20 protein-coding genes are annotated in these 24,079 nt (G+C 42.5%); 12 read left to right on the top strand and 8 right to left on the bottom strand.

Annotated elements, in window-relative coordinates:
- Window positions 1–62: 62 nt before the first annotated feature.
- Window positions 63–953 carry a DUF3943 domain-containing protein gene (locus VHA01S_RS04455; protein WP_023403158.1) on the bottom strand — a complete coding sequence of 297 codons (891 nt, stop codon included), beginning with the start codon at window positions 951–953 and terminating at the stop codon, window positions 63–65.
- A 188-nt stretch (window positions 954–1,141) separates the two neighbouring features.
- Here VHA01S_RS04455 and VHA01S_RS04450 point away from each other — a divergent pair, with 188 nt between their 5' ends.
- A complete protein-coding gene (locus VHA01S_RS04450; RefSeq protein WP_023403157.1) occupies window positions 1,142–2,410 on the top strand; it encodes a molybdopterin-binding protein in 1,269 nt (422 codons plus the stop codon).
- A gap of 217 nt (window positions 2,411–2,627) precedes the next feature.
- Complete coding sequence (locus VHA01S_RS04445; RefSeq protein ID WP_023403156.1) at window positions 2,628–2,963, top strand: hypothetical protein; 336 nt, start codon at window positions 2,628–2,630, stop codon at window positions 2,961–2,963.
- Between the two features lie 101 nt (window positions 2,964–3,064).
- Here the strand turns inward: VHA01S_RS04445 and yfaE are convergent, their stop codons facing one another.
- The 4 genes from yfaE to ubiG form a co-directional block, all read right to left on the bottom strand.
- Window positions 3,065–3,346, bottom strand: coding sequence for a class I ribonucleotide reductase maintenance protein YfaE (gene yfaE / locus VHA01S_RS04440; RefSeq protein WP_023403155.1), 282 nt, complete (start codon window positions 3,344–3,346; stop codon window positions 3,065–3,067).
- A gap of 26 nt (window positions 3,347–3,372) precedes the next feature.
- Window positions 3,373–4,506, bottom strand: coding sequence for a class Ia ribonucleoside-diphosphate reductase subunit beta (nrdB, locus tag VHA01S_RS04435; RefSeq protein WP_023403154.1), 1,134 nt, complete (start codon window positions 4,504–4,506; stop codon window positions 3,373–3,375).
- 69 nt (window positions 4,507–4,575) lie between these two features.
- On the bottom strand, window positions 4,576–6,858 hold the full coding sequence (gene nrdA, locus VHA01S_RS04430; protein WP_023403153.1) for a class 1a ribonucleoside-diphosphate reductase subunit alpha: 2,283 nt from the start codon (window positions 6,856–6,858) through the stop codon (window positions 4,576–4,578).
- Between the two features lie 522 nt (window positions 6,859–7,380).
- On the bottom strand, window positions 7,381–8,088 hold the full coding sequence (ubiG, locus tag VHA01S_RS04425) for a bifunctional 2-polyprenyl-6-hydroxyphenol methylase/3-demethylubiquinol 3-O-methyltransferase UbiG (RefSeq protein WP_023403152.1): 708 nt from the start codon (window positions 8,086–8,088) through the stop codon (window positions 7,381–7,383).
- A 285-nt stretch (window positions 8,089–8,373) separates the two neighbouring features.
- On the opposite strand from ubiG, the gene gyrA reads away from it, so the two are divergent.
- The 5 genes from gyrA to VHA01S_RS04400 all read left to right on the top strand — a co-directional run bounded on the left by gyrA (window position 8,374) and on the right by VHA01S_RS04400 (window position 15,002).
- Window positions 8,374–11,010, top strand: a complete 2,637-nt coding sequence (gyrA, locus tag VHA01S_RS04420) for a DNA topoisomerase (ATP-hydrolyzing) subunit A (protein ID WP_023403151.1) — start codon at window positions 8,374–8,376, stop codon at window positions 11,008–11,010.
- A 289-nt stretch (window positions 11,011–11,299) separates the two neighbouring features.
- The gene (locus VHA01S_RS04415; protein ID WP_023403150.1) at window positions 11,300–11,896 is read left to right on the top strand and encodes a GTP cyclohydrolase II; all 597 of its coding nucleotides are present in this window, start codon (window positions 11,300–11,302) and stop codon (window positions 11,894–11,896) included.
- Between the two features lie 239 nt (window positions 11,897–12,135).
- The gene (locus VHA01S_RS04410) at window positions 12,136–13,638 is read left to right on the top strand and encodes a L,D-transpeptidase family protein (RefSeq protein ID WP_023403149.1); all 1,503 of its coding nucleotides are present in this window, start codon (window positions 12,136–12,138) and stop codon (window positions 13,636–13,638) included.
- A gap of 95 nt (window positions 13,639–13,733) precedes the next feature.
- Window positions 13,734–14,285 carry a peptidoglycan L,D-endopeptidase MepK gene (gene mepK, locus VHA01S_RS04405; RefSeq protein ID WP_023403148.1) on the top strand — a complete coding sequence of 184 codons (552 nt, stop codon included), beginning with the start codon at window positions 13,734–13,736 and terminating at the stop codon, window positions 14,283–14,285.
- 66 nt (window positions 14,286–14,351) lie between these two features.
- A complete protein-coding gene (locus tag VHA01S_RS04400; RefSeq protein ID WP_023403147.1) occupies window positions 14,352–15,002 on the top strand; it encodes an MBL fold metallo-hydrolase in 651 nt (216 codons plus the stop codon).
- Between the two features lie 99 nt (window positions 15,003–15,101).
- Here VHA01S_RS04400 and VHA01S_RS04395 read toward each other — a convergent pair whose 3' ends face one another.
- The gene (locus tag VHA01S_RS04395; protein WP_023403146.1) at window positions 15,102–15,773 is read right to left on the bottom strand and encodes a DUF2982 domain-containing protein; all 672 of its coding nucleotides are present in this window, start codon (window positions 15,771–15,773) and stop codon (window positions 15,102–15,104) included.
- 296 nt (window positions 15,774–16,069) lie between these two features.
- On the opposite strand from VHA01S_RS04395, the gene VHA01S_RS04390 reads away from it, so the two are divergent.
- The 5 genes from VHA01S_RS04390 to yqfB all read left to right on the top strand — a co-directional run bounded on the left by VHA01S_RS04390 (window position 16,070) and on the right by yqfB (window position 21,347).
- The gene (locus tag VHA01S_RS04390) at window positions 16,070–17,158 is read left to right on the top strand and encodes a TRAP transporter substrate-binding protein (protein WP_023403145.1); all 1,089 of its coding nucleotides are present in this window, start codon (window positions 16,070–16,072) and stop codon (window positions 17,156–17,158) included.
- A 98-nt stretch (window positions 17,159–17,256) separates the two neighbouring features.
- Window positions 17,257–17,781: a TRAP transporter small permease subunit gene (locus VHA01S_RS04385; protein WP_023403144.1), complete on the top strand. Its 525-nt coding sequence runs from the start codon at window positions 17,257–17,259 to the stop codon at window positions 17,779–17,781.
- Window positions 17,778–19,067, top strand: a complete 1,290-nt coding sequence (locus VHA01S_RS04380; RefSeq protein WP_023403143.1) for a TRAP transporter large permease — start codon at window positions 17,778–17,780, stop codon at window positions 19,065–19,067. The genes VHA01S_RS04385 and VHA01S_RS04380 overlap by 4 nt, the downstream gene beginning before the upstream one ends.
- Window positions 19,068–19,176: 109 nt before the next feature.
- Window positions 19,177–20,748, top strand: coding sequence for a BCCT family transporter (locus VHA01S_RS04375; protein WP_023403142.1), 1,572 nt, complete (start codon window positions 19,177–19,179; stop codon window positions 20,746–20,748).
- Window positions 20,749–21,047: 299 nt separating this feature from the next.
- A complete protein-coding gene (gene yqfB, locus VHA01S_RS04370) occupies window positions 21,048–21,347 on the top strand; it encodes a N(4)-acetylcytidine aminohydrolase (RefSeq protein ID WP_172972786.1) in 300 nt (99 codons plus the stop codon).
- A gap of 37 nt (window positions 21,348–21,384) precedes the next feature.
- Here yqfB and VHA01S_RS04365 read toward each other — a convergent pair whose 3' ends face one another.
- Together VHA01S_RS04365 and VHA01S_RS04360 are read right to left on the bottom strand one after the other, a co-directional pair.
- Window positions 21,385–22,119 (bottom strand): 3'-5' exonuclease, encoded by a 735-nt coding sequence (locus VHA01S_RS04365; protein ID WP_023403140.1) that lies wholly within the window; start codon window positions 22,117–22,119, stop codon window positions 21,385–21,387.
- A 4-nt stretch (window positions 22,120–22,123) separates the two neighbouring features.
- Window positions 22,124–23,995, bottom strand: a complete 1,872-nt coding sequence (locus VHA01S_RS04360) for a putative nucleotidyltransferase substrate binding domain-containing protein (RefSeq protein ID WP_023403139.1) — start codon at window positions 23,993–23,995, stop codon at window positions 22,124–22,126.
- Window positions 23,996–24,079: the final 84 nt, after the last annotated feature.

Below are 24,079 nucleotides of genomic sequence, written 5' to 3'. Positions count from 1 at the left end.
AGTTATTTAGTACGATTGGTATGAAGTAGGGGTTAAACGATCAGGCTTTAAACAAGTAGAGTTTAAAAGGTTAGCTTCATTTGCATACCGATGAATTGTCGGTCGTAAGGTGCGCCCGCATCCAGGGCGAATACAGCTGCGTCTTGATAGCCAAACCAAGGGTTAGTGACAAATTGTGCTTGGGCATCACCCCCCCATACATCGGTGATCCAATAGTGGATTTTCCCCACGGGATTTAAGAAGAACAGCGAAATTCCGCCCATAGTTTCAGAGCCTAATACTTTGCCGCCACTGGCAAGTATGCTCTGTTCACCTTGTAGCATTAATTCACCGACCACCGCACCAAAAACAGGCGTGACAAACAGATCCTGCCAAGAAGGTACTTCGGCAAATGCCTCAACGCCATACTCCCAAAAGAACGTCGACATAGTGAAGGAGTAGGCAAAAGATTCAAATTCATTAAATCCAGCATGCCTTGCCGCTGTATAATAAACGCCACCAAAATAAGGGTGCATAATGTAATTTAAGACATGTTCATCTCGGTCCCAAACAGGGCCTGCTTTGACATTCTCTACCCATTTATCGCCTAATCTAGCCAGATCTCTGTCATCATCATCCCATTTAGTAATGCTTTCTGGAAGCAGAGTCATTAGACCCACAGTCACCACGCTTAAACCTAAGATGGTGTAAGTTTGCTCTGCAAGGTAATCCCAATCTCTTGTATCAGATATGGTATAGTGCATAGGGATAGAATTAGCCTGAGTATCCAGATCTAATTCATTATTATCCAATGACATAGCATGATATTTTGTATGATCCTTCATACAATATTGGTATGCATTATTACAACTTGATTCATAAGAGAGTTCGATATGGCGACTGGTATCATAGTCAGCAAAAGCTGCACCACTCAATATGCTTAGTAATGATGTAGCAAACTTTTTAAGTTGCACCCAATTGCTCCATGCAAATAAATTCGACCTGTTTCACAATTATCTCTTATTTTTAGGTTAATTAAAACAATAACTTAACATTAGGTTTCATTTTGATTCATTACGTCATGCATAGACACACTTGCAATTAACATGCCGGTAACTTGTACAGGCATGATGTAGACATAAGCTGAGTGAAAGAAAGTAGTATGAACATAAGTAAAGACCATAAATCACAACCAATTATTCAACCCACAACGCCACGTATCGCCATGCTAAGCACCGGAGAAGAGGTGTTGTTTGGTGACATTGTTGATACTAACGCCAGTTGGCTTTCTTCTTATTTATTCGACAATGGTTTTCAAATGACCACTCGAACGACGGTTGGGGATTCACTAACAGCTATCTCAAACGGGTTATCGCAGTTAGCCAAAGAGCATGATGTAGTGATTGTAAATGGTGGTTTAGGGCCTACCAGTGATGATATGACAGCAGAAGCGGCCGCACTTAGCGCAGGCGTGGATTTGGTTTTGTATGAAGAGTGGGTAGTTAGAATTAAACAGATGTTTGCGCAGTGGCAAAGACCTATGCCAGAGTCCAATATCAAACAGGCGATGTTACCTTCTGGTAGCAGGCTTCTAGACAACCCTAGAGGAACTGCTTGTGGATTTAGCTGTGAGATCAATGGCGCTATTTGCTACTTTACACCTGGCGTACCCCACGAATTTAAATCCATGGTCAATCAAGAGATTGTTCCTGATATGCAGTCTCGATTTGACAGCGTTGAACAAAAACAGATCCACCGCATCCATACTTTTGGTTTATCTGAGTCAGGTATTGCCAGTCAAATCGAGTCGCTTGCCTGCCCACAAGGGGTAACATTGGGGTATCGTTCGGCGCTGCCTTTTATTGAAGTTAAAGTCTTTTATTCTGAGCTCACTCAACAAGTCTCTGAGTTTTTAGCCAATGTAGAGCAAGAGCTACAAGCCAATACCATTTCTATTAATATGGACGTTCGCGACAGAACGATGGCACTACTGAAAGAGCAACAGCTTAATCTCAATATTTTTGATCATTCGACCCAAGGGTATCTGCATCAATGGTTAGCAGAGCAGGCGATTTCACAACAAGTGACCGTCAATTCCATCAATGTTGCCCATAAAGCATTAAAACCAGTGGGTGAAGACGAACACTTAATGTTTGAACAAAGATATGGTCTGTATTCCCTAGAACGATCAAGCAGTAACGGAATCATCATTTTAGATACGCAAAGTGGCGGGGTACAGATTGCACTTGCCGATCAGCGCAATATATCGTCTCAAATAATTGAATTTAAACGAGATTATAGTTATAGAGCTAGAAGTATAGTGATTTCTGCTATCGCAATCGATATGCTACGCCGTAACTTAGACGATCAAGAGCTGTTTGCTGACTACGGCAGTGTGACCAGAGTCGCGTCCAGTATAAAAAAACTGTGACATTAGTCTCACTGTATCGTTTGTTTCAAATTTGGTAATCAGAACATTCAATTGTGATATAACGTTTTATTCTAAGGTTTAACTCATTGATTTTAAATGTAATTATTGAGGTTTTAAACTTTAGAATATTCCACTACTTTTTGTAAGTGCAACTAAGTTTATAATGATGGTTCGCTTTTTATAAGCACGGCCAAATGCACTGTCAGGGAGGGGAGTTATGCATAATCAATCTAGAATTGAGGTTTGGTATACCGTGGGTATTGATCAGGTGTCTCTTGGAGAAGTCGAGAATATCGATCTAATTACGCTGCTGGCTATGTGGCGCGCTGTCTCGATTCATAATCGCACTAAAACCAATGCTGAAACGGTTAAAAATGCCAATTACCAACTTAAGTTGCTTGACGATGACGGCCATCTCATTGGGCTCAAAAACGTCTGTGAATCTGATGCTGAGCACATTTTAGGTCATCATCATTGGATGATGCGTCAAAGCCGCAATCAATTTGAGAGTAACGATTCGTTGTATACTTGGGTGCCGGTGGTCTCGGGATAACCCCCTTTCTCAGAAGCAAATACTAAAACGCCCTTAATAGTGTGACTATTAAGGGCGTTTTTTAATGTTTTAAATTACTAGTAGCTTACTAGGTCGGCCGCTTAGGAGGCTGAAAGTATCTCATTATGGATATTCACATCCTCTAGCTGAACGTCTGACTTTGCTCTGCATATACAAGGTAGTATTTCATCACTTTTTAAGTAGGCCATGGCAAAGCCAATATATTCGACCTCACCAGAGCTTAACTTACAGCGACAAGCACCGCAGTGCCCGTCTCGGCAGTTAAACTCAGGCTTTAAACCCGATGTTTCCATCGCCTCTAAAAGGGTGGAGCTTTTAGAGTTGACTAACTTAGCGACTTTATTAATCGTAACCTTATGCATTACTTAGCCTGTCGTATCCTTAAGTACTAAAGTTCAAAATTCTCAAAGTCGTCGGCTGACACTTCGTTATCTATTTGTCCCACAAGGTAAGAGCTGATCTCAGCTTCTTGCGGTGCAACTTGTACGTTGTCTGATGATAACCATGCGTTGATCCATGGAATAGGGTTGTTGGTTGCATCAGGATAAGCAACGTCTAAGCCAACCGCTTGCATACGGATGTTGGTAATGTACTCGACGTATTGACACAGAATGTCTTTGTTAAGGCCAATCATAGAGCCGTCTTTAAATAGGTATTCTGCCCATTCTTTCTCTTGCTCTGCAGCCGCCTTAAAGAGGTCAAAACACTCTTGTCTGCACTCTTCAGCAATTTGCATGAAGCTAAAGTCATCTTGACCGTTGCGTAGCAAATTCACCATGTGTTGCGTGCCGGATAAGTGCAATGCTTCGTCACGGGCAATCAATTTAATGATTTTTGCGTTGCCTTCCATAAGCTCGCGCTCAGCGAAAGCAAATGAACAGGCGAAACTCACGTAAAAACGAATCGCTTCTAGTGCGTTCACTGACATTAGACACAGGTACAGTTTCTTTTTCAGTGTATGCAGATTAACTTCAACCGTTTCACCATTGATTTGATGCGAACCTTCGCCGTAACGATGGTAATCGTTGGTTGCTTCAATTAGGTCGTCGTAGTAGTGCGCAATGTCTTTGGCTCGTTTTAAGATGTGTTCGTTTTCAACAATATCATCAAACACAGTTGAAGGGTCGTTCACGATATTACGGATAATATGTGTGTAAGAGCGTGAGTGAATCGTCTCAGAGAATGACCAAGTTTCAATCCAAGTTTCAACTTCTGGTAGTGAAACCAATGGCAGTAGTGCAACGTTTGGGCTACGACCTTGAATAGAATCAAGCAGAGTTTGATATTTTAAGTTACTGATGAAAATGTGTTTTTCATGGTCGGGTAACTTGTTGTAGTCGATACGGTCACTAGAAACGTCCACTTCTTCAGGACGCCAGAAAAAGCTTAATTGCTTTTCAATCAGCTTTTCAAAAATTTCAAATTTTTGTTGATCGTAACGTGCTACGTTAACAGGTTGGCCTAAAAACATAGGTTCTTTAAGCTGATCATTTTTGTTTTGAGTAAAGGTACTATAGGACATACTAGCCTCGATTATTCCATAAGTTAAACAGCAAAGTAGGGGCGAATATTCGCCCCTTCAGCTTAAAAATTAAATCTTACAACCGCCGCCTTCACAGTCGTCGTCTTGCTCAACAACCACATCTTTCTGGTCGTCTTTCGCACCATCACGAGTGTTGTGATAGTAGAGTGTTTTTACGCCCATTTTGTAGGCATTTAACAGATCACGAAGTAGCAATTTCATTGGTACTTTACCACTTTCGTAATTGTTTGGATCGTAGTTAGTGTTTGCAGAAATAGATTGGTCGACAAATTTTTGCATGATGCCAACAAGATTCAGATAGCCATCGTTGCTTGGAATATTCCATAGCAATTCGTAGTTGTCTTTGTACTTGGTAAATTCAGGAACAACTTGCTTCAAAATGCCATCTTTAGATGCTTTTACTGACACATAACCGCGTGGTGGTTCAATACCGTTAGTTGCATTCGAGATTTGCGAAGAAGTCTCTGAAGGCATTAATGCCGTCAAGGTTGAGTTACGCAGACCGTGTTGTTTGATCTCTTGACGCAAGGTTTCCCAATCGTAGTGCAGTGGTTCATCACACACTTGATCCAGTGAACGTTTGTAAGTATCAATCGGTAAAATACCTTTAGAGTACGTAGTTTCATGGAACGATGGGCAAGCGCCTTGCTCTTTAGCCAAATCAACCGAGGCTTTTAGCAAGTGGTATTGAATTGCTTCAAAGGTTCTGTGGGTTAAGGCATTACCTGAACCGTCAGAATACTTAGCGCCATTTTTGGCTAAGTAGTATGCGTAGTTAATTACGCCGACACCTAAGGTGCGTCGGTTCATGGTAGAAACGCGCGCTGCAGGAAGTGGGTAGTCTTGATAATCCAGTAGGGCATCCAGTGCGCGAATCACCAGATCAGAAAGCTCAGCAAGATCGTCAAGGCTATCAATTGCGCCTAAGTTGAATGCAGATAATGTACAAAGCGCAATCTCGCCACTTTCATCCTCAACGTTAGTCAAAGGTTTAGTTGGCAGCGCAATTTCTAAACATAAGTTAGATTGACGAACAGGTGCCACCTTAGAATCAAACGGACTATGCGTATTACAGTGGTCGACGTTTTGAATATAAATACGGCCTGTTGAAGCGCGCTCTTGCATCAAGATGCTAAATAGCTCAACCGCTTTAACTTGTTCTTGCTTAATGCTTGGATCGTTTTCGTATTGGGTATATAGACGCTCAAACTCATCTTGATCTTCAAAGAAGGCATCGTATAGCCCAGGAACATCAGATGGTGAGAATAGAGTGATGTTGCCGCCGCTAATAAGGCGAGAATACATCAGTTTGTTTAGCTGTACGCCGTAGTCCATATGACGAACGCGGTTTTCTTCAACGCCACGGTTATTTTTTAATACCAACAGGTTTTGTACTTCACCGTGCCATAGTGGGTAGAAGACTGTGGCTGCGCCGCCACGTACGCCACCTTGTGAACAACATTTGACGGCGGTTTGGAAGTATTTATAAAACGGGATACAACCGGTATGGAAGGCTTCACCATTACGGATTTCTGAGCCTAGCGCGCGGATGCGTCCAGCGTTGATACCAATACCAGCACGTTGTGATACGTAGCGAACAATCGAGCTTGCTGTCGCGTTAATAGAATCTAAGCTGTCGCCACATTCAATCAACACACAAGAGCTAAATTGACGAGTAGGGGTACGCACACCAGCCATAATTGGCGTTGGTAGTGAAATTTTAAATAGAGATACCGCATCATAAAAACGACGAATGTAGTCTAAACGTGTTTCTCTTGGGTATTTTGAGAATAGGCATGCGGAGACTAAAATGTATAAAAACTGCGCGCTTTCATAAATTTCTTTTGAAACGCGGTTTTGTACAAAGTATTTGCCTTCTAACTGCTTAACCGCAGCGTAAGAAAAGTTAAGGTCACGTCTGTGGTCGATAAACGAGTCCATTACCTCTAACTCTTCACGAGTGTAATCTTCTAGTAAATGCTTATCGTATTTACCCGCTTCAACCAGTTTAGTCACATGGTCAAACAATGTTGGCGGCTCGTATTGGCCATAGGCTTTTTTACGTAGGTGGAATACCGATAAACGAGCGGCTAGATATTGATAATCTGGCGTTTCTTCAGAGATAAGATCGGCGGCCGCTTTGATCATGGTTTCATGGATATCTGAAGTCGTTATCCCGTCATAGAACTGAATTTGAGATTTAAGCTCTACCTGAGATACAGAAACATTATCTAAGCCTTCTGCTGCCCAAGTGATCACTCGATGGATCTTTTCTAGATCAATCGTTTCTTTGCGTCCATGACGCTTGGTGACGGTAAGTTTTTGATTCATTCGGTTTGATATCCATAACATCAATGGTGAAAGCCACACTTCTTAACATTGACTGAAATAATTGATGGCTTTGTGATCCATGTCTACCTATCGTGTAAGGTAGAAACACTACATATAGGGGTCTGCCCCTTGGCGACTTACAAGATAGTGCGCTTGGGAGAACTTTTCAAGTTTGAGTTATAAATAGCGCTGTGGATAAACAGTGGATGAAAATTTATGGGTTAGCGTTTACTTACCGATGAGTTTAAAGCGAAATTGGCTTGCCGTTTTTTTGCCATCGTTGTTGGGTTAAAATCGAACACTTCAAAAAAAAATTAACTTGATCTTTATCAAAGAAATGGATCGGTTTTGCGTAGAGAAATAATGCACAAAAGCGACAATAAAACAGCAAAATAGTGCGGTGATTTGCAGTGCACTGGATTTAAATTCGCCGCCAATAAAAATGCCTCGTTGCGGATAAATTATCAGCGTTTACGAGGCATTGTAATATTGTGTTGTATCACAACGTAAAAAAGAGGGAATTTAAAGCTTTTTAGTGTTCACAATGTAATTGACATCCACGTTTTTGCCTAAAGAGTAACGATCAAAGAGTGGGTTATAGCTAAGGCCAGTAATACCTTGTTCCTGCAAACGGGTGTTATCGACCATTTTGATGAGTTCACATGGCTTGAGAAACTTATTATAGTCGTGGGTACCTTGTGGTAAGAGCTTTAAAACTTTCTCGGCACCAACAATTGCGAATAAATACGATTTTAAATTACGGTTTAGGGTGGAGAACAGTACATAACCTCCCGGCTTGACCAAATTGGCGCACGATGAAATCACTGATTGTGGGTCAGGGACGTGTTCAATCATTTCCATACAGGTGACTACGTCATATTGTTCAGGGCAGTTTGCTGCATGCTCTTCCACGGTTGTGCGGATGTAGTCTAACTTAGCACCCGTCTCTAGCGCATGCAGACGTGCGACCTCTAACGGTTCACGTCCCATATCCAGACCAGTAACCTTTGCGCCTTCCAATGCCATGCTCTCGGCTAAAATACCGCCACCGCAGCCAACGTCTAACACTTTTTTACCAAACAGTCCGCCAACGCAGTCTTGCACATAGCGCAAACGCAGTGGATTGATTTGATGAAGTGGCTTAAATTCACCTTCCTTGTCCCACCATCGACTTGCCATGTCGGCAAATTTTTTAATTTCTGCAGGATCGACATTTTTTCCTTGTTCCATATTCACTACGCTTTTTAAAATTTTTCTTATTATAACCCTATCTAAACAGGGAATGCATTTGCCTTTGTCGTGATGAGATGTCTGTAGTTGTCTCACTGAAGAACTGACTGTTTTTTAAGCCATAATTTACGAATAGTGTAAATTATGCGCATCTAGTTGCTAACGTATATCACATCGGGGGTAACAGATAATGAAAGTAATGCAGAAACTGCGAAAATTGTGTTATATTTTTTGTTCTTATTAGGAATCGAAAAGACGATCTAACAATAGAGGGATAATGGCTCTATGAGCGATCTAGCGAAAGAGATCACACCGGTAAATATTGAAGACGAGCTGAGAGGCTCGTACCTTGACTATGCAATGTCCGTCATCGTAGGTCGAGCATTGCCAGATGTTCGCGATGGTTTGAAACCGGTACACCGACGCGTTTTATTTGCGATGAATGTATTGGGCAATGATTGGAACAAACCTTACAAAAAATCAGCGCGTGTCGTTGGTGATGTAATTGGTAAATATCACCCACACGGTGACAGTGCTGTATACGACACTATTGTTCGTATGGCGCAGCCTTTTGCATTGCGTTACATGTTAGCTGATGGCCAAGGCAACTTTGGTTCTATCGATGGTGACTCTGCTGCGGCAATGCGTTACACCGAAGTACGTATGTCGAAAATTGCTCATGAGTTGCTAGCTGACCTTGAGAAAGAGACAGTGGATTACGTGCCTAACTATGATGGCACTGAACAAATTCCAGCGGTATTACCGACACGTGTACCTAACTTATTAGTGAACGGTTCATCAGGTATTGCCGTAGGTATGGCAACCAATATTCCACCGCATAACCTAACAGAGGTTATCGATGGTTGTTTGGCCTTCATTAAAAATGAAGACATTACCATTGAACAGTTGATGGATTTCATTCCAGGACCTGACTTCCCGACAGCGGCAACCATTAGTGGCCGTAAAGGCATCATTGATGCGTACAATACGGGTCGTGGTAAGGTTTACATGCGTGCTAAAGCTAATATTGAAGCGGATAGCAAAGGCAAAGAAACCATCATTGTTACCGAGATCCCGTATCAGGTTAACAAAGCTCGTTTGATTGAAAAAATCGCCGAGCTAGTAAAAGACAAAAAAGTAGAAGGCATCAGTGCGCTACGTGATGAGTCGGATAAAGACGGCATGCGTATCGTGATTGAATGTAAGCGTGATGCAGTAGGTGAGGTGGTACTTAATAACCTTTACGCTCATACACAGCTACAAACGACTTTTGGTATCAACATGGTTGCCCTTGATAAAGGCCAGCCTAAACACTTCAACCTAAAAGAAATGTTGAAAGCGTTTGTTGATCACCGCCGTGAAGTGGTTACTCGCCGTACTATTTTTGAACTGCGCAAAGCGCGTGACCGTGCTCATATCCTTGAAGGTTTGGCACTGGCACTGGCTAACATCGATGAAATCATCGAATTGATTCGCCGTGCAGCAACACCAGCTGAAGCAAAAGCAGGCTTAGTGGCTCGTGGTTGGGACTTAGGTCTGGTAGCAACTATGCTTGAGCGCGCTGGTACTGATGCAGCACGTCCAGAGTGGTTAGAAGAGCAGTTTGGTATTCGTGATGGCCAATACCACCTAACTGAACAACAAGCACAAGCGATTCTAGATCTTCGTCTACAAAAATTGACCGGTCTAGAACACGAAAAAATCCTTGATGAATACAAGGCTCTGTTAGATGAAATCGCAGAGTTGATGCACATCCTTGCAAGCACTGAGCGCTTGATGGAAGTGATCGTTGAAGAGCTACACGCTATCCGTGAAGGTTATGGTGATGAACGTCGCACTGAAATTACAGCGGCTATTCACGATATCGATATGGAAGAGCTGATTGCTCAAGAAGACGTCGTCGTCACACTTTCTCACGAAGGCTATGTTAAATACCAAATCCTAAGTGATTATGAAGCGCAACGTCGTGGTGGCCGTGGTAAGAGCGCCACTAAGATGAAAGATGAAGATTACATCGATCGTCTATTGGTTGCGAACACGCATGACAATATCTTGTGTTTCTCTACTCGTGGTAAAACTTACCGCTTGAAAGTGTACCAATTGCCATTGGCGAGCCGTACAGCTCGTGGTAAACCAATTATTAACATTCTTCCTCTTGAAGATGGCGAGCGTATTACAGCAATCCTACCTGTTTCTGAGTTTAGTGAAGATAAATTTATCTTCATGGCAACCGCAGATGGTACGGTTAAGAAAACGTCTCTGGACCAGTTCTCGAACGTACGTAGTAATGGTTTGATTGCGGTTAACTTGCGTGATGAAGATTCATTGATTGGCGTTGATATTACTGACGGTGACAGCGATATCATGCTGTTCTCTAAAGCCGGTAAAGTGGTTCGATTCAACGAAGGGCAAGTTCGTGGTATGGGTCGTACAGCTGCGGGTGTTCGTGGTATTAAGTTACTTAACGAAGACCAAGTAGTGTCACTGATTGTTCCGCAAAATGACGGTGATATCCTAACCATTACTGAAAATGGTTACGGTAAACGCACTATTTTGTCTGAGTACCCAGCGAAGAGCCGTGCTACTCAGGGCGTTGTCTCTATTAAGGTCTCTGATCGTAATGGTAGCGTCGTTGGCGCAGTACAAACAGAAGACGGTGATGAGTTCATGGTGATCACTGATGGCGGTACGCTAGTACGTAGTCGCGTATCAGAAGTGAGCCAAGTGGGTCGTAACACCCAAGGTGTGACTCTGATTCGTACCGTTGAAGGTGAAAACGTGGTTGCGCTACAACGCATCGATGAAATCGAAGAGAGTGAAATTGAAGAAGTGACCGAGGGCGAAGACGCTACAACGGATACTTCTGAAGCGCCTCAAGCACCTGAAGCTTCTACTGATGCGGATGAATCTGACGCAGAGTAAGAGTAATCACAAGCTTCTTAGAATAGCTTAGTGCTTAGAACAGGAACCCAATAGTTGTTATTCAGCTATTGGGTTTTTTTATAGCCATTATCGGTTTAAAAACAAACGTTTGTTGGTAAATAACGCCAAGGTTGTTGCTATATTAAGCAAATCCTATCAATAACAAATAAAATGAAAAATTGATGTAGGTCAAAGGCTTGAAAAGGTTTCTTTTAACCCAATATTAATCCTATAGTTAAAGAGCCATTTTTAATGGTTCAATCAATAAGTGATCAATAGAGAGAAATTTATGGCAGATGTAAGAGCCCGTGTAAACTTTAAGGTGGGAATAAAAAGCGATATTGATGCTGAGCTTCTCTCTTTTCATGGCTTAAAAACTGACAAAGAACATGTCGCTATAATCTTTAAGTCTGCGGATAAAGATCAACAGGCGCCGATTGTTCGAATGCATTCTGAGTGTTTAACTGGCGACGTATTCCACTCTTCACGTTGTGATTGCGGCGAACAGTTGGATGAAACGATCAATAAAATGTCTGAGCAGGGCGGTATTTTGCTTTACCTTCGTCAAGAAGGGCGTGGTATTGGTCTTTACAATAAAATCGATGCTTATCAACTGCAAAGTGAAGGTCTGAACACGTACGAAGCCAATAATAAACTCGGCTTTGCGGACGATCTGCGTAGCTTTGAAGAAGCCGCGCAAATGCTCGATGCGCTCAATATTGAGCATATCCGTTTGGTGACCAATAATCCTAAGAAGATCCGTGAGCTAAAGCAGTATGGCATTGTGATTGATGAAGTGATCAATACCATGGCGCATGTCAAACACGGCAATGAAGGTTATTTAAAAGCCAAAGCCTCCCACGGAAAACATAATCTAGACGTATAAAATCGCGCTATAGATTTAAACTTCAAGCATTTAAGCACGCCATTAACTGATTGTGACCCTAACATTGGGTACGAGGCTAATGGCAATTTGCTTTATTTGTTCGAGAAAACAGAAGTTGTTTGCCATACTGAATAGATCAAGTCTATTGAGTGGCGACGATCATGTTGAAAAGCAAAAGGGTGTCGTGGTCAATTTTAATTGTTTGCATCACCCTCGCAAGTCCTACATATGCACAGAGTATGTTCCATACCTTAGGTTGGGTAAGCTCCTCAGTGCCGATAGAACAAGCCTTTCGTTATCCTCATCTTACTGAATCTTTATACAATTCTAATCGCCATCAGCTGTTATGGTTACAATCTGAAGACAGACAACTGTTTGAAAACTTAGTAGAAATGACGGTGCTCGCTGAATTAAGCCCGTTTTTTGAACAGCGCCTGCAACATTTACAGCATCTACGCACCACAGAGCAGCACTACCAATACGACTTGGTTGCCACAGATCTATTGTTGTCTTTTATCAGTTACAGAAGCTTACTTAAAGAGAACAAAACTACCTGGTTATATGGGCACGGACTTCCTAATGATTGGGCCGCGCCTTCACCAGAAGTTGTTATTGCACTTGAACAATCTATTACCGATGGCAAGTTGACGAACTATCTAAAACAGTTGGGTATCGATTCAAGGGCGTATAGAGATTATCAAAGCTCTATAAATCATCTTAAAAACAGTTTGAATGCCAATATCGAGCCATATCCAGCGCAAGTTGTGCGAGTTGGGGAAACTTTACCGCAAAAAGAGGTGTTATTTACTCGTTTAGCGTTAGCTGGATTAGTCGTACCCCCATCAGTTCAACAACAGCAATGGTATGGAAAAGAGTTACGGGCGGTTATTAAGCGCTTTCAATCGCAACATGGCTTAAAAATGGACGGTGTTATAGGCCCTGATACCGCAAACTGGCTCAATTATCCCATAGAGGAGCGCATACGCCGTTTAGCCTTAAATGCAGAGCGCAGTCGTTTATGGCCCGAACAGCGCCAAGCGTTGGTGTTGGTTAATTTGCCTAGCTTTGATCTTAATTACTATTTTAAAGGAGAGGTGGTCTTTTCATCGAAGGTTATTGTGGGTAAGCAAAAACGAAAAACACCTTTGTTAGAAATTAAAATGGACTCACTGGTACTCAATCCCACGTGGAATGTTCCACCAAAGATTATGCGTGAAGATATCATTCCCATCTTGCGTTATAACCCAGATTATTTAAACAACAAGGGCATTCAAGTGATTAAGGGCTGGGGTAATCCGGTGATCATCGACCACGGCGCTATCCAATGGCGCAAAGTGAACCCGAAAAAGTTTCCTTTTCGGATGCGTCAGTTAGCGGGTAACAGCAATGCGCTAGGGGTGTATAAATTTAATACGCCTAACCGCAGAGCGATTTACTTGCATGACACTCCTGCCAAGTATCTATTCGATAAACCCTCGCGTGCCTTTAGCTCTGGCTGTATTCGAGTGCAACATGCTGATAGGTTTGCGCATTCCATTTCCAAAACTCAGGGCTTTAGAAAAAGTAATATTTCCCCAAGAGGGCAACAATCTAACGCTCGAATCCCTTTAAAACGTCGATTACCCGTGCATTTAATTTATAAGACCTCGTGGGTAGAGTCAGGGAGAGTCTTTTTTAGAGACGATGTTTATGGTTACGACGTAAAGAAAAATCAACCTGATTTAGCACTAAAACAACACTGAAATCTTATTCTCTAGCATAAAACAGCACGCAAAGTTGATTAAATTTTGATCAATCTGTACAGTGTGCGACTGTTTTGATTAGTATGGGATGAGTAGTGGTAGAGTTAAATTTAAACCGTCGTCGTTTTTTGCAGTATTCGGCGGGGGCAGCAGCATTAATAAGCGTGCCCAAATTTGCATTGGCTGCAACGCAGTCACCGAAAGTAATCAACTTCAATAATCTGCATACCGGAGAGCACCTTCAAACTTGTTATTTTGATGGTACTAAGTTTGTCGATAACGAACTCGATAAGATTAATCATATTTGTCGTGACTTTCGTCGTAACGAAATTCATCCCATGGATCGTCGACTGCTAGTGCAGATCAGCGAAATACAGCGCATTTTAGCCACTGATAACGAAGTTCAAATCATTTCAGGTTATCGATCTCCCGCGACGAATGAATCTTTGCGAGCCCATGGACATAAAGGGGTAGCGCGTAAAAGTTTGCATATGCAGGGAAGAGCGATTGATATCCGAATCTCAGGAATTGATATCGCCAAAGTGCATAAAGCGGCATTGCAAATGAAAGCCGGCGGCGTTGGCTATTATCCAGGAAGTCGATTTGTACATATTGACACCGGTGCGGTGCGCTCTTGGCATGGCTAGGCTTGAGTTTGCTGTAATAAGCTGTCATATTCTTGCTAGGTTTATCTGATAAATAAAAGGTTTTTCATGGCGTTGCAGTATCAAGTTGTTCCAGTAACCTCTTTTCAACAAAATTGTTCAATAGTGTGGTGTGACGAGACCCAAAAGGGCATCGTTATTGACCCGGGCGGTGATGTGAAACAGCTTCTCATGATGATTAAAGAGCTCAATGTAGTAGTGGAAAAGCTAGTATTGACTCACGGACATTTAGATCACGTTGGCGGTAGTGAAGATCTTGCCAGAGAGCTCAATCAACCTATCTGGGGACCGCACAAAGACGATAACTTCTGGTTACAAGGTCTTGAAGGGCAAAGCCAAATGTTTGGTTTCCCTTTGACTGAAGCATTTGAACCAAGTCAGTGGTTAAATGACGGTGACGTTGTCATATTTGGCAATCAATCGCTGGCTGTTTTACATACGCCGGGACATACACCAGGGCATGTAGTACTGCATAGTGAATCGGCAAAAGTTGCCTTTGTTGGCGATGTATTGTTCAAAGGTGGAGTAGGTCGTACAGATTTCCCAAAAGGCGATTATGCAACCTTGATCAACTCAATCAAAACCAAACTGTGGCCATTGGGTAACGAAACCCGATTCGTTCCCGGACATGGTCCTGAGTCTACTTTTGGCTCAGAGCGAGTGAGCAACCCATTTGTTGCAGATGAAATGCCCATCTAAATAATTGTTGGGGGTCGCTATACCCCCAATTTCTTTTGCATCGCATTTCTTTCTATCCCCCCCTGAGCTACATTTGAACGGCATTGATTTCATTTACCGTTAATCCATATGACGAGATGAACTTGCCCAGTATCGTCTAAGTAATCCTACAAATTCTTCCGCATCACGCTCTAAATCGGCCGTGGCGATAAAAATATCGTATCCCCAATATTCTCTTTGATACTGCATTCGGCGCAACATACTGGCTTGTAGCCCAGTAAATACTTGCTTGTTATTGATTGTAATAGAGCGAGAATCCAACACTTGTTCTTGGAATAAGGTTTCTTGTTGCGTTTCCATTGCACCTAAATACAGCAAACTTCTCTGTTCTAATAACAAGTGTGAGATGAGTCTAGGGCAGGTACTTTGTATAAAAGGCACCGGATCGTTAAGGCGAATCCCAATCCAAGGCAGATTGGCAGCAGTGCTAGGGTTGTGGCTTTGGCAGAGTCCAACCGCTGCAACATTGGGCCATTGCACCACCCAACCGCCTTTGTAAGTGTGTTGCTGAAAATGACTGTCGGTTAAGGTGTAACGAATTATTCCGCGTAAGTAGATTTGTTGAATAGTCACATAGAGCACTACGCCAATGAATATAATTCCTAACTTACCTTGTAGGGTGTGAGCGTAATAGGTAACGCCCAGAGTGAGCCCTATCGCACACACTGTGAGCAAACGCTGTCCGCTTTTTCCAAGAATGATTTTTTGGTTTGTCAGTTGCAATGAGGACATGCGTACCTACTTAAATAATAGTGTTAAGTAGCGGTAAGCAAAGACGCTATATAGCGTGAATACCTTAAACTACATTTAAAACAATGACTTGTAATAGTGTTGGTGATTAAAATCAGCCACTACACCTGATTAATCGATATATCTACCTTATGTGTTCTCGTATGAAAACACTGTAATTGTTAATTAAATAAGATCGAATAGCACACACATTTAACAAATATTTAGCAATTATATTGCGTTTGTTCCATATTTAATTGATTTTATAGTCAATTATGACCACGCAAGGAGCAAATAAGATGGTAGTTAAATCAAAATGGGGCAAGGCGTGCGTACGCAGTTTAGCGGTACTTATCGGTGTAGCCAGTATCGCAACCGCTTCAGCAGCAGACAAAGTGTATCGATTAAAACTTGCTGAAACTTGGGGACCAAACTTTCCTATTTTCGGTGATGCGACGAAAAATATGGCTGCAATGGCAGAAAAAATGTCGAACGGACGTTTAGTGATTCGCGTTGATTCGTCAAACAAGCATAAAGCGCCTTTTGGCGTGTTCGATATGGTTAAGTCTGGTCAGTATGATATGGGACACTCAGCATCTTATTACTGGAAGGGCAAAGTGCCTAACACCCTGTATTTTACCACTATGCCGTTTGGCATGACGGCGGAAGAGCAATACGCTTGGTTCTACCATGGTGGTGGCATGGAATTGATGGAGCAAGTCTACGCGCCACATAATATGTTGTCCTTCCCTGGTGGTAATACTGATGTACAAATGGGCGGCTGGTTCCAAAAAGAAATCAACAGCGTTGAGGATCTTAAAGGTCTGAAAATGCGTATCCCAGGTTTTGCGGGTGAAGTGTTAGCTGAGCTAGGTGCAAAACCGACCAATATTGCACCGGGTGAGCTTTACACCGCATTGGAAAGAAAAACCATTGATGCATTGGAGTGGGTAGGGCCATCGTTAGATTTACGTATGGGATTCCATAAAATTGCACCTTACTACTATACCGGTTGGCATGAGCCTGCAACCGAACTTCAGTTTATGGTCAATAAACGCGTTTGGGACAAACTACCTGCTGATCTTCAAGAAATTCTACGTGTGGCTATGCGAACTGCCGCTTACGACATGTACATTCAATCTACCCATGAAAGTGGTAAAAACTGGGCAAGTATTCGAACTGAGTACCCAGATGTTCAAGTTAAAAACTTCCCGCCTGAAGTCATGACTGAGCTTCGTAAGGTTAACGATCGCTTGTTAGCAGAACACGCTTCAGAAAACGAAATGGCAAAGAAAATTCAAATGTCACAAGCGCAGTACTTAGAGCAAACTCGCTCTTGGACTGATATTTCAAAACGTGCGTACCTAAATAGTTCGACCGCACAATAAAGTGAGTAAATTGTTCGCTCTATAATACCTATCGTATTGAGTAACGAGTGTTATAGAGCGGCATTTAATGTAAAAGTTTCAGCTGACAGGGAGGTCAATTGCTGACTGTATTAGAAGGGATTTGTAACAGAATAAGCAACGCACTAGGGCATATTACTAGTGTGTTGTTTCTGCTTTTGGTGGCAAACGTTGTTTATGATGTGGTGATGCGTTACGTGTTTAATGACGTTTCGATTGCCTTTCAAGAACTGGAATGGCACCTGTTCTCAGCAGTATTCTTACTTGGCGTACCCTACGCAATTAAAACGGGTGGACACGTTCGTGTCGACATTTTCTACGAGCGTTTTTCACCGAAAACTCAAGCTATCATAGATATTTTTGGCATCTTAGTCTGGTTGTTCCCATTTAGCCTATTAGTGGCGTGGTATGGCATCGACTTTGCGTACCAAGCTTACGATATTGGCGAAACCTCGGGCGATCCCGGCGGTCTGCCGTATCGTTGGGTGATAAAAGCCGTGATACCGATTTCATTCTCATTTATCGCCATTAGTGGCTTAGGTTTGCTGTGCAAATCACTCAATCAATTAGTTAATTCAGATTCAATCAATAAGGAAGAAGCATGATAGGGATTATTATGTTTGCGGTCGCTTTATTTGCGCTGTTGCTCGGCTTTCCGGTGGCCTTTACCTTTGGCGGTATCGCATTGATATTTGGCGTGTGGTCTGAAGGTTGGGATATGTTCGCCTTTATGCCGTATCGCATTGAATCTATTATGCAAAACACCGTATTAATGGCAGTGCCACTGTTTATCTTCATGGGACTGGTTTTACAAAAAACCCGTTTGGCGGAGCAATTATTAGAAGCCATGGGGCGTTTATTTGGCAGTATGCGTGGTGGTATTGCTATATCCACGTTGCTGGTGGGAGCGCTACTTGCGGCATCGACAGGGGTTGTGGGCGCGTCAGTAGTGGCAATGGGGCTCATCTCATTACCGGTCATGCTAAAGTATAATTACGATAAAAAATTAGCGTGTGGCACCATTTGCGCCTCTGGCACCTTGGGGCAAATTATTCCTCCTTCTATTGTCTTGATCTTATTAGGGGACGTACTTGGTGTGCCCGTTGGTGACCTTTTTCAGGCTGCTGTTTGGCCGGGTTTAGTGTTGGTTATTGCCTATGTTTTATATATCGCTATCTATGCGCACTTAAAGCCTGAAGCGGCGCAGCCTATCCCTAAACTTGATGATCAAAGCCGCAAACAAGAGATTATCACCGCACTCAAGGCTATCATCCCGCCATTGGCGTTAATTATTGTGGTGTTAGGCTCTATTTTTGCAGGCATAGCGACGCCTACCGAGTCTGCAGCCTTAGGTGGTGCGGGCGCGATTGTTCTGGCCATGTTGTATCGCCAATTTAGTTGGAAGCTTTTGTATGAGTCGTCAAAAGAGACCATAAAAGTTACCGCGATGGTGTTCGCTATTTTACTTGGCGCTACTGCCTTTTCGATGGCATTTACCTACACAGGCGGTGACTATCTAGTGGAAGAGTGGCTACTGGCACTTCCGGGTGAAAAGTGGGGCTTCTTGTTCCTAGTGATGTTGGTGATTTTGATTCTTGGCTTCTTTATCGATTTTGTTGAGATCTGTTTTATCATCGTGCCTATGATTGCTCCGGTAGCGGAACTGCTTGGCATTAATATGGTGTGGTTTGCCATTTTAGTGGCAATGAATCTACAAACCTCCTTTTTGACACCGCCTTTTGGCTTCAGTCTGTTTTATCTCAAAGGGGTCGCACCAAAAGAGGTGACCACCAGAGATATTTATTCAGGTGTGATGCCCTTTATTGGGATACAAATAGTGGTGCTTGCCACATTATTGCTATTCCCAGGGTTGTACGGATTATCCATGTAACTTAATTTCTTGATATGCCTGAATTAATTATTTAGATACGTTATAATTGAAAGTTAATTACATGAAGTAATTGTGTTTGGTACGCTTTTTGTACCTAAAAGGAGGTCAAATGACCAAGGGTATTGATAAATACAGTATAGATAGTACTGATTATCAAATTGGACAAGATAATGTCCAAAAGTGGGGGTTTGATGTACATAATGCGGTATTTTCCATTAGTGCAGGACTAACTATTCTTTTTCTTCTTGCTATGGTATTCCTCGACCCAGAGACTGCAAAGTCGGCGCTCGACGGATTAAAATGGCAGATAATTCATTCTTTTGATGCGTTATTCATTTGGGCCGGTAACATTTTTGTTATCTTTTGCTTAGCTCTTATTGTTTCGCCGTACGGTAAAATCCGTTTAGGTGGTAAAGAAGCGAAAGCTGAATACTCAATGATGTCATGGATAGCAATGCTATTTGCTGCAGGCATGGGTATTGGTCTAATGTTCTGGAGTGTGGCTGAGCCTGTCGCTTATTACACTGGCTGGTATGAAACGCCATTGAATGTTGTCGCGAATACACCAGAAGCCGCTAAGCTTGCATTAGGCGCAACTATGTACCACTGGGGATTACACCCGTGGGCAATCTATGCTGTAGTTGCACTATCATTAGCTTTCTTTACCTACAACAAAGGTTTACCGCTGTCGATTCGTTCTATCTTTTACCCTATTTTAGGGGATAGAGCATGGGGTTGGCCGGGTCACATTGTTGATATTCTAGCGGTATTGGCTACGTTGTTTGGCCTTGCAACTTCGCTTGGTCTAGGTGCGCAACAAGCCGCTAGTGGTATTCACCACGTATTTGGGCTTGATGCAGGGCTAGGATTGCAAATTGCGGTAATCAGTTTTGTTACCTTGCTGGCGATAATTTCGGTGATACGTGGTATCGATGGTGGTGTTAAAGTCATCTCTAACATCAATATGATCATCGCCTTTATCCTATTAGTATTTGTAATGTTGATTGGCTATCACGTAACCTTTAGCAGTATTTCGACTACTTTCCTTTCTTATGTAGAACATATTATCCCATTGAGTAACCCGCACGGTCGTTCAGACGAAGCGTGGTTCCAAGGTTGGACTGTATTCTACTGGGCATGGTGGATTTCATGGTCCCCATTCGTAGGTATGTTTATCGCTCGCGTATCTAAAGGTCGTACTGTTCGTGAATTTATGACAGCAGTATTGATTGTACCGACAACCGTAACGCTTATTTGGATGTCTACTTTTGGTGGCTTGGCGATTGATCAAGTGATCAACAATGTTGGTATCTTAGGTAGCAAAGGTCTAACCGACGTTTCTTTAGCCATGTTCGAAATGTTTGATGCAATGCCAATGGCGAATGTACTGTCTGTTATTGGTATTATATTGGTTATGGTGTTCTTCGTAACGTCTTCAGATTCAGGTTCATTGGTTATCGACAGCATTACCGCTGGTGGTAAAGTGGATGCTCCTGTGCCACAACGTGTGTTCTGGGCGTTTATGGAAGGTGCTATCGCGGTTGCTATGCTTTGGGTTGGTGGTTCACAAGCCGTTCAAGCGTTGCAAGCAGGTGCGATTTCGACCGCGTTGCCGTTTACTTTCATCTTACTTGCCATGTGTGTGAGTTTGTTGATGGGTATGGCAACAGAAGAGCGTTAAGCCGAAATACAAATAGAATAATTACAAAGGACCTGAATTTTCAGGTCCTTTTTCGTTTTAATACCAATCACACTAAGTAAGTGCTCAGAACTAGCGCAGGAAAAATGCTCGAGAACAAGGCAGAATTTTTCGATAAGTAGTTATTCTACAATCAAAAATTCTAACGCCGTTATCGAGCATTTTAACAAGCTAGAATGATCAGTTATTTAGTACGATTGGTATAACTCCATCGTAGTAAATTGTCAGCGGTGACTGGCTACGATTGACTTTACAAAGGAGCCATTATGAGCTTGACCAGTATGACGTTTTTTGAACGTTTTGAATCAGACATTCTTGCCGGCAAGAAAACCATTACTATCCGCGATGAGAATGAGTGCGACTTTGCGCCAAACTCTATCGTTGAGGTTGCCACTTATGAAGATAACCGCTGGTTTTGCCAGTTGCGTATTATCTCAGTAACGCCCGTGTTATTTGATGAACTGACCGATTTTCATGCCAGCCAAGAGAATATGACGTTGCCTGAATTAAAATCGGTGATTGCGGATATCTACCCTAATATTAATAAGTTGTTTGTTATCACTTATCAAAAAGTAGGGTAGGTTTAGTAGTGTCAACTCTGCTAAATAGACGTATTAATTACAGCCATAAACTTTCGATGGGATCATCAGAGTTGAAGTGATGTGCGACTTGAGCCTGCAATAATTCTGCGGTGGCGATGGCATCAACTAACGCATCGTGTGGTGTGTAGGTAGGTAAGTTGTAACGCTTACGACTCGCACCTAACCTCACTGAACCGGGGCGGTTTCCTTTAAGGCGGTTGATAAACCCTGCTGAGAGTTGCTGCTGAATGTTCCATTCAATTTGTAAGGTATCCACCACCGGAAATTCAATACCTTCATTAAGACGGCGTCGTAAAATGCTGTCTAAGAAATCACGCTCAATTTGGCGATAGTGAACCACACAAATTTTGCCCGCAATAGCTTCGAGTATTTCAGGTAGCACGGCCATAAAGTCAGGTGCATATTGCAGTTCTGAGTGGGTGATACCATGAATGACCACAGAGTCAGCATTGAGCGCTTTCTGCGGTTTAATCAACCATTGCTGACTTTGCTTTAAGTAAATACGATTTAAATCAAAGGGTACGAGACCGACCGAGATGATCTCGTCTTTTGAGGAATCTAGACCGGTAGTTTCAAAATCAAGAGCAAGAAACGGCACCTCTTTAAGTGGGGTTTCTTTAGCGATAGTCCCCACAGAATAAAAGCTTTTCAGATGGCCATGATTGCTTTGCGCAAGCAAGCTTTCAAAGTGAGATTGCCAGTCATCGACGGGTTGGAATATCTTTTTAATAGGTTTGTTTTTTTTGAACATAGGCTTATTTTATTGAAGTACCTTGATAGCGAAATTTCAAAAAGTTCTGCGCATTGCTGAGAATTTGAAAAGCATTTTTTAGGTTGCGTCGTTCAAAATCGGATAAGTTTTCAGGTTCAATATTATTGTCCGGCTCACGTTCTTCATTAATATCAATCGCTTGGTGGCGGATGCGCACCAAAGAGATAAACTCTAATGCATCTTTAAGATCTTGCGCGCGGCCTCGTGGCAAAATGCCGGAATCGAGAATATCATCCAAACGTTCAAAAGAGTTTTTTTGAGTCGAACCCACGGCCAGTGCATGCACTCGAATCAGATCGGCTAGTGGCGCTGTGCCACGTCGTTTTAAGTTAATCGAGTTTTTATGGTTGCCGTCTTTTTCCATTACAAAGCTTTTAAAGAAGCCTAATGGCGGTGTGCGATTTAGCGCATTACGCGCCAAGCAATACAAAAACTTAGAGTTATTTTTTGCACGTTCAGTAATAAAGCGATTGAGTTTATCGGCCCATTTGAGTTGACCATGCACACCCACAAGATCAAAAAATATGGATGCGTTAAGTAGCGCTTTTGCGTTTGGATTATCTATCCAATCGGCAAAACATTCCTCCCATTCGGTTTGGGTCATGCGCCAAATAGGGTTGGTCGCCATGATGTCTCCAGTACAATATGGATAACCACATTGATCTAGACCATCGCTGACTATGCTTGCCAATTTGGCAAAGTACTCATCATGTTTTTCTTTATCAAAACTGTTAGACAAAATGATGGCGTTGTCTTGGTCGGTAACAATCAATTGCTCATCACGTGCCATTGAGCCTAAGGCTAAGAAACAATATGGCACAGGCGAGGGGCCTAACTCTTCTTCCGCCAGCTCGATGATGCGTTGTTTGAAACTCATGGCGATAATCGCCATTGCGCTACCGACCATATGTGAGTTGGCGTCTTCGTTGACCAATCTTACAAAACTGTCACTCACTTGCTCAGATAAAGTGACCAAGTCGGCTACCGTGTTTTGTTGGAAAATAGAACTGACCAGCAGTAATGAGTTTTGCGATTCGTAACGCACAATATCACTGGCTTCAATAACCCCAATTGGGGTGTTCTTTTTAACGATAGGTAAATGGTGAACATTGAATCTTTGCATGGTCAGCATGGCTTCATAAATATAAGCGTTGCTGTCTAAAGAGATCACGTCTTGAGTCATCACCGACTTGATGGTGTCATCGGGTGATACGCCTTGTGCAATCACGCGAGTACACAAATCACGATCAGTCAAAATGCCACGCAAACGGTCGCGACTGTCAGTTTGTTCATCATCAACCACCAATAAACACGAGGTATTTTCATCGTCCATCAAGATAGCCGCATCTCTAATAGATGCCCCTTCCTTGATAGTAGAAGCGGGGTGATTGATCAATGAGGTGACTTTTGCGGTAGTCAGATCGTTATCATCATTGTTGGCAATGGCGCGGCGTAGTCGCTTTCCGTCATCTAGCGCAACAAAGTCGGCAAAGGAGTCAAAGTTGTCGTACAGGCTCTGAAATGTATCTGAAGGGATGCAGTACAATAAGCAGTCTTCAATTGCAGTGGCGGGAAACAACACCTTACCGTTACTCAATAACGCCATTTGCCCGAAGATGGCACCTTCATCAAGTCGGTTGTACAGCGAACCATTACGTTTGGAAATCTCTACAACGCCGCTACGCACAACAAAAAAATCAGAAATAGCCTCACCCAGAGAAACCACCAGTTCGCCTTTGCGAATGTAGGAGATTTCAGTGGTGAGTGCGATTTGATTTAACGTTTCATCGGGTAAATCATTAAACGGAGGGTATTGCGCTAGAAACTGTTTAATTTCAAATAGTTCAACTTCCATGATATGCCTTAAATATCGTGATTCTATGCTGAGTTCATCATAGAACGAAAACCTGAATATCCATAGTTTAGTTTGATGATAGTT

The sequence above is a fragment of the Vibrio halioticoli NBRC 102217 genome (genome assembly GCF_000496695.1).
GTDB lineage: Bacteria > Pseudomonadota > Gammaproteobacteria > Enterobacterales > Vibrionaceae > Vibrio > Vibrio halioticoli.
This window is presented reverse-complemented; position numbering and strand designations above follow the sequence as displayed.

Excerpts from the sequence above, each read along its gene's own strand:
- VHA01S_RS04450 (WP_023403157.1), top strand. The coding sequence starts at position 1,142 with ATGAACATAAGTAAAGACCATAAATCACAACCAATTATTCAACCCACA.
- VHA01S_RS04445 (WP_023403156.1), top strand. The coding sequence starts at position 2,628 with ATGCATAATCAATCTAGAATTGAGGTTTGGTATACCGTGGGTATTGAT.
- yfaE (WP_023403155.1), bottom strand. The coding sequence starts at position 3,346 with ATGCATAAGGTTACGATTAATAAAGTCGCTAAGTTAGTCAACTCTAAA.
- nrdB (WP_023403154.1), bottom strand. The coding sequence starts at position 4,506 with ATGTCCTATAGTACCTTTACTCAAAACAAAAATGATCAGCTTAAAGAA.
- nrdA (WP_023403153.1), bottom strand. The coding sequence starts at position 6,858 with ATGAATCAAAAACTTACCGTCACCAAGCGTCATGGACGCAAAGAAACG.
- ubiG (WP_023403152.1), bottom strand. The coding sequence starts at position 8,088 with ATGGAACAAGGAAAAAATGTCGATCCTGCAGAAATTAAAAAATTTGCC.
- gyrA (WP_023403151.1), top strand. The coding sequence starts at position 8,374 with ATGAGCGATCTAGCGAAAGAGATCACACCGGTAAATATTGAAGACGAG.
- VHA01S_RS04415 (WP_023403150.1), top strand. The coding sequence starts at position 11,300 with ATGGCAGATGTAAGAGCCCGTGTAAACTTTAAGGTGGGAATAAAAAGC.
- VHA01S_RS04410 (WP_023403149.1), top strand. The coding sequence starts at position 12,136 with ATGTTCCATACCTTAGGTTGGGTAAGCTCCTCAGTGCCGATAGAACAA.
- VHA01S_RS04400 (WP_023403147.1), top strand. The coding sequence starts at position 14,352 with ATGGCGTTGCAGTATCAAGTTGTTCCAGTAACCTCTTTTCAACAAAAT.
- VHA01S_RS04395 (WP_023403146.1), bottom strand. The coding sequence starts at position 15,773 with ATGTCCTCATTGCAACTGACAAACCAAAAAATCATTCTTGGAAAAAGC.
- VHA01S_RS04390 (WP_023403145.1), top strand. The coding sequence starts at position 16,070 with ATGGTAGTTAAATCAAAATGGGGCAAGGCGTGCGTACGCAGTTTAGCG.
- VHA01S_RS04380 (WP_023403143.1), top strand. The coding sequence starts at position 17,778 with ATGATAGGGATTATTATGTTTGCGGTCGCTTTATTTGCGCTGTTGCTC.
- VHA01S_RS04375 (WP_023403142.1), top strand. The coding sequence starts at position 19,177 with ATGACCAAGGGTATTGATAAATACAGTATAGATAGTACTGATTATCAA.
- yqfB (WP_172972786.1), top strand. The coding sequence starts at position 21,048 with ATGACGTTTTTTGAACGTTTTGAATCAGACATTCTTGCCGGCAAGAAA.
- VHA01S_RS04365 (WP_023403140.1), bottom strand. The coding sequence starts at position 22,119 with ATGTTCAAAAAAAACAAACCTATTAAAAAGATATTCCAACCCGTCGAT.
- VHA01S_RS04360 (WP_023403139.1), bottom strand. The coding sequence starts at position 23,995 with ATGGAAGTTGAACTATTTGAAATTAAACAGTTTCTAGCGCAATACCCT.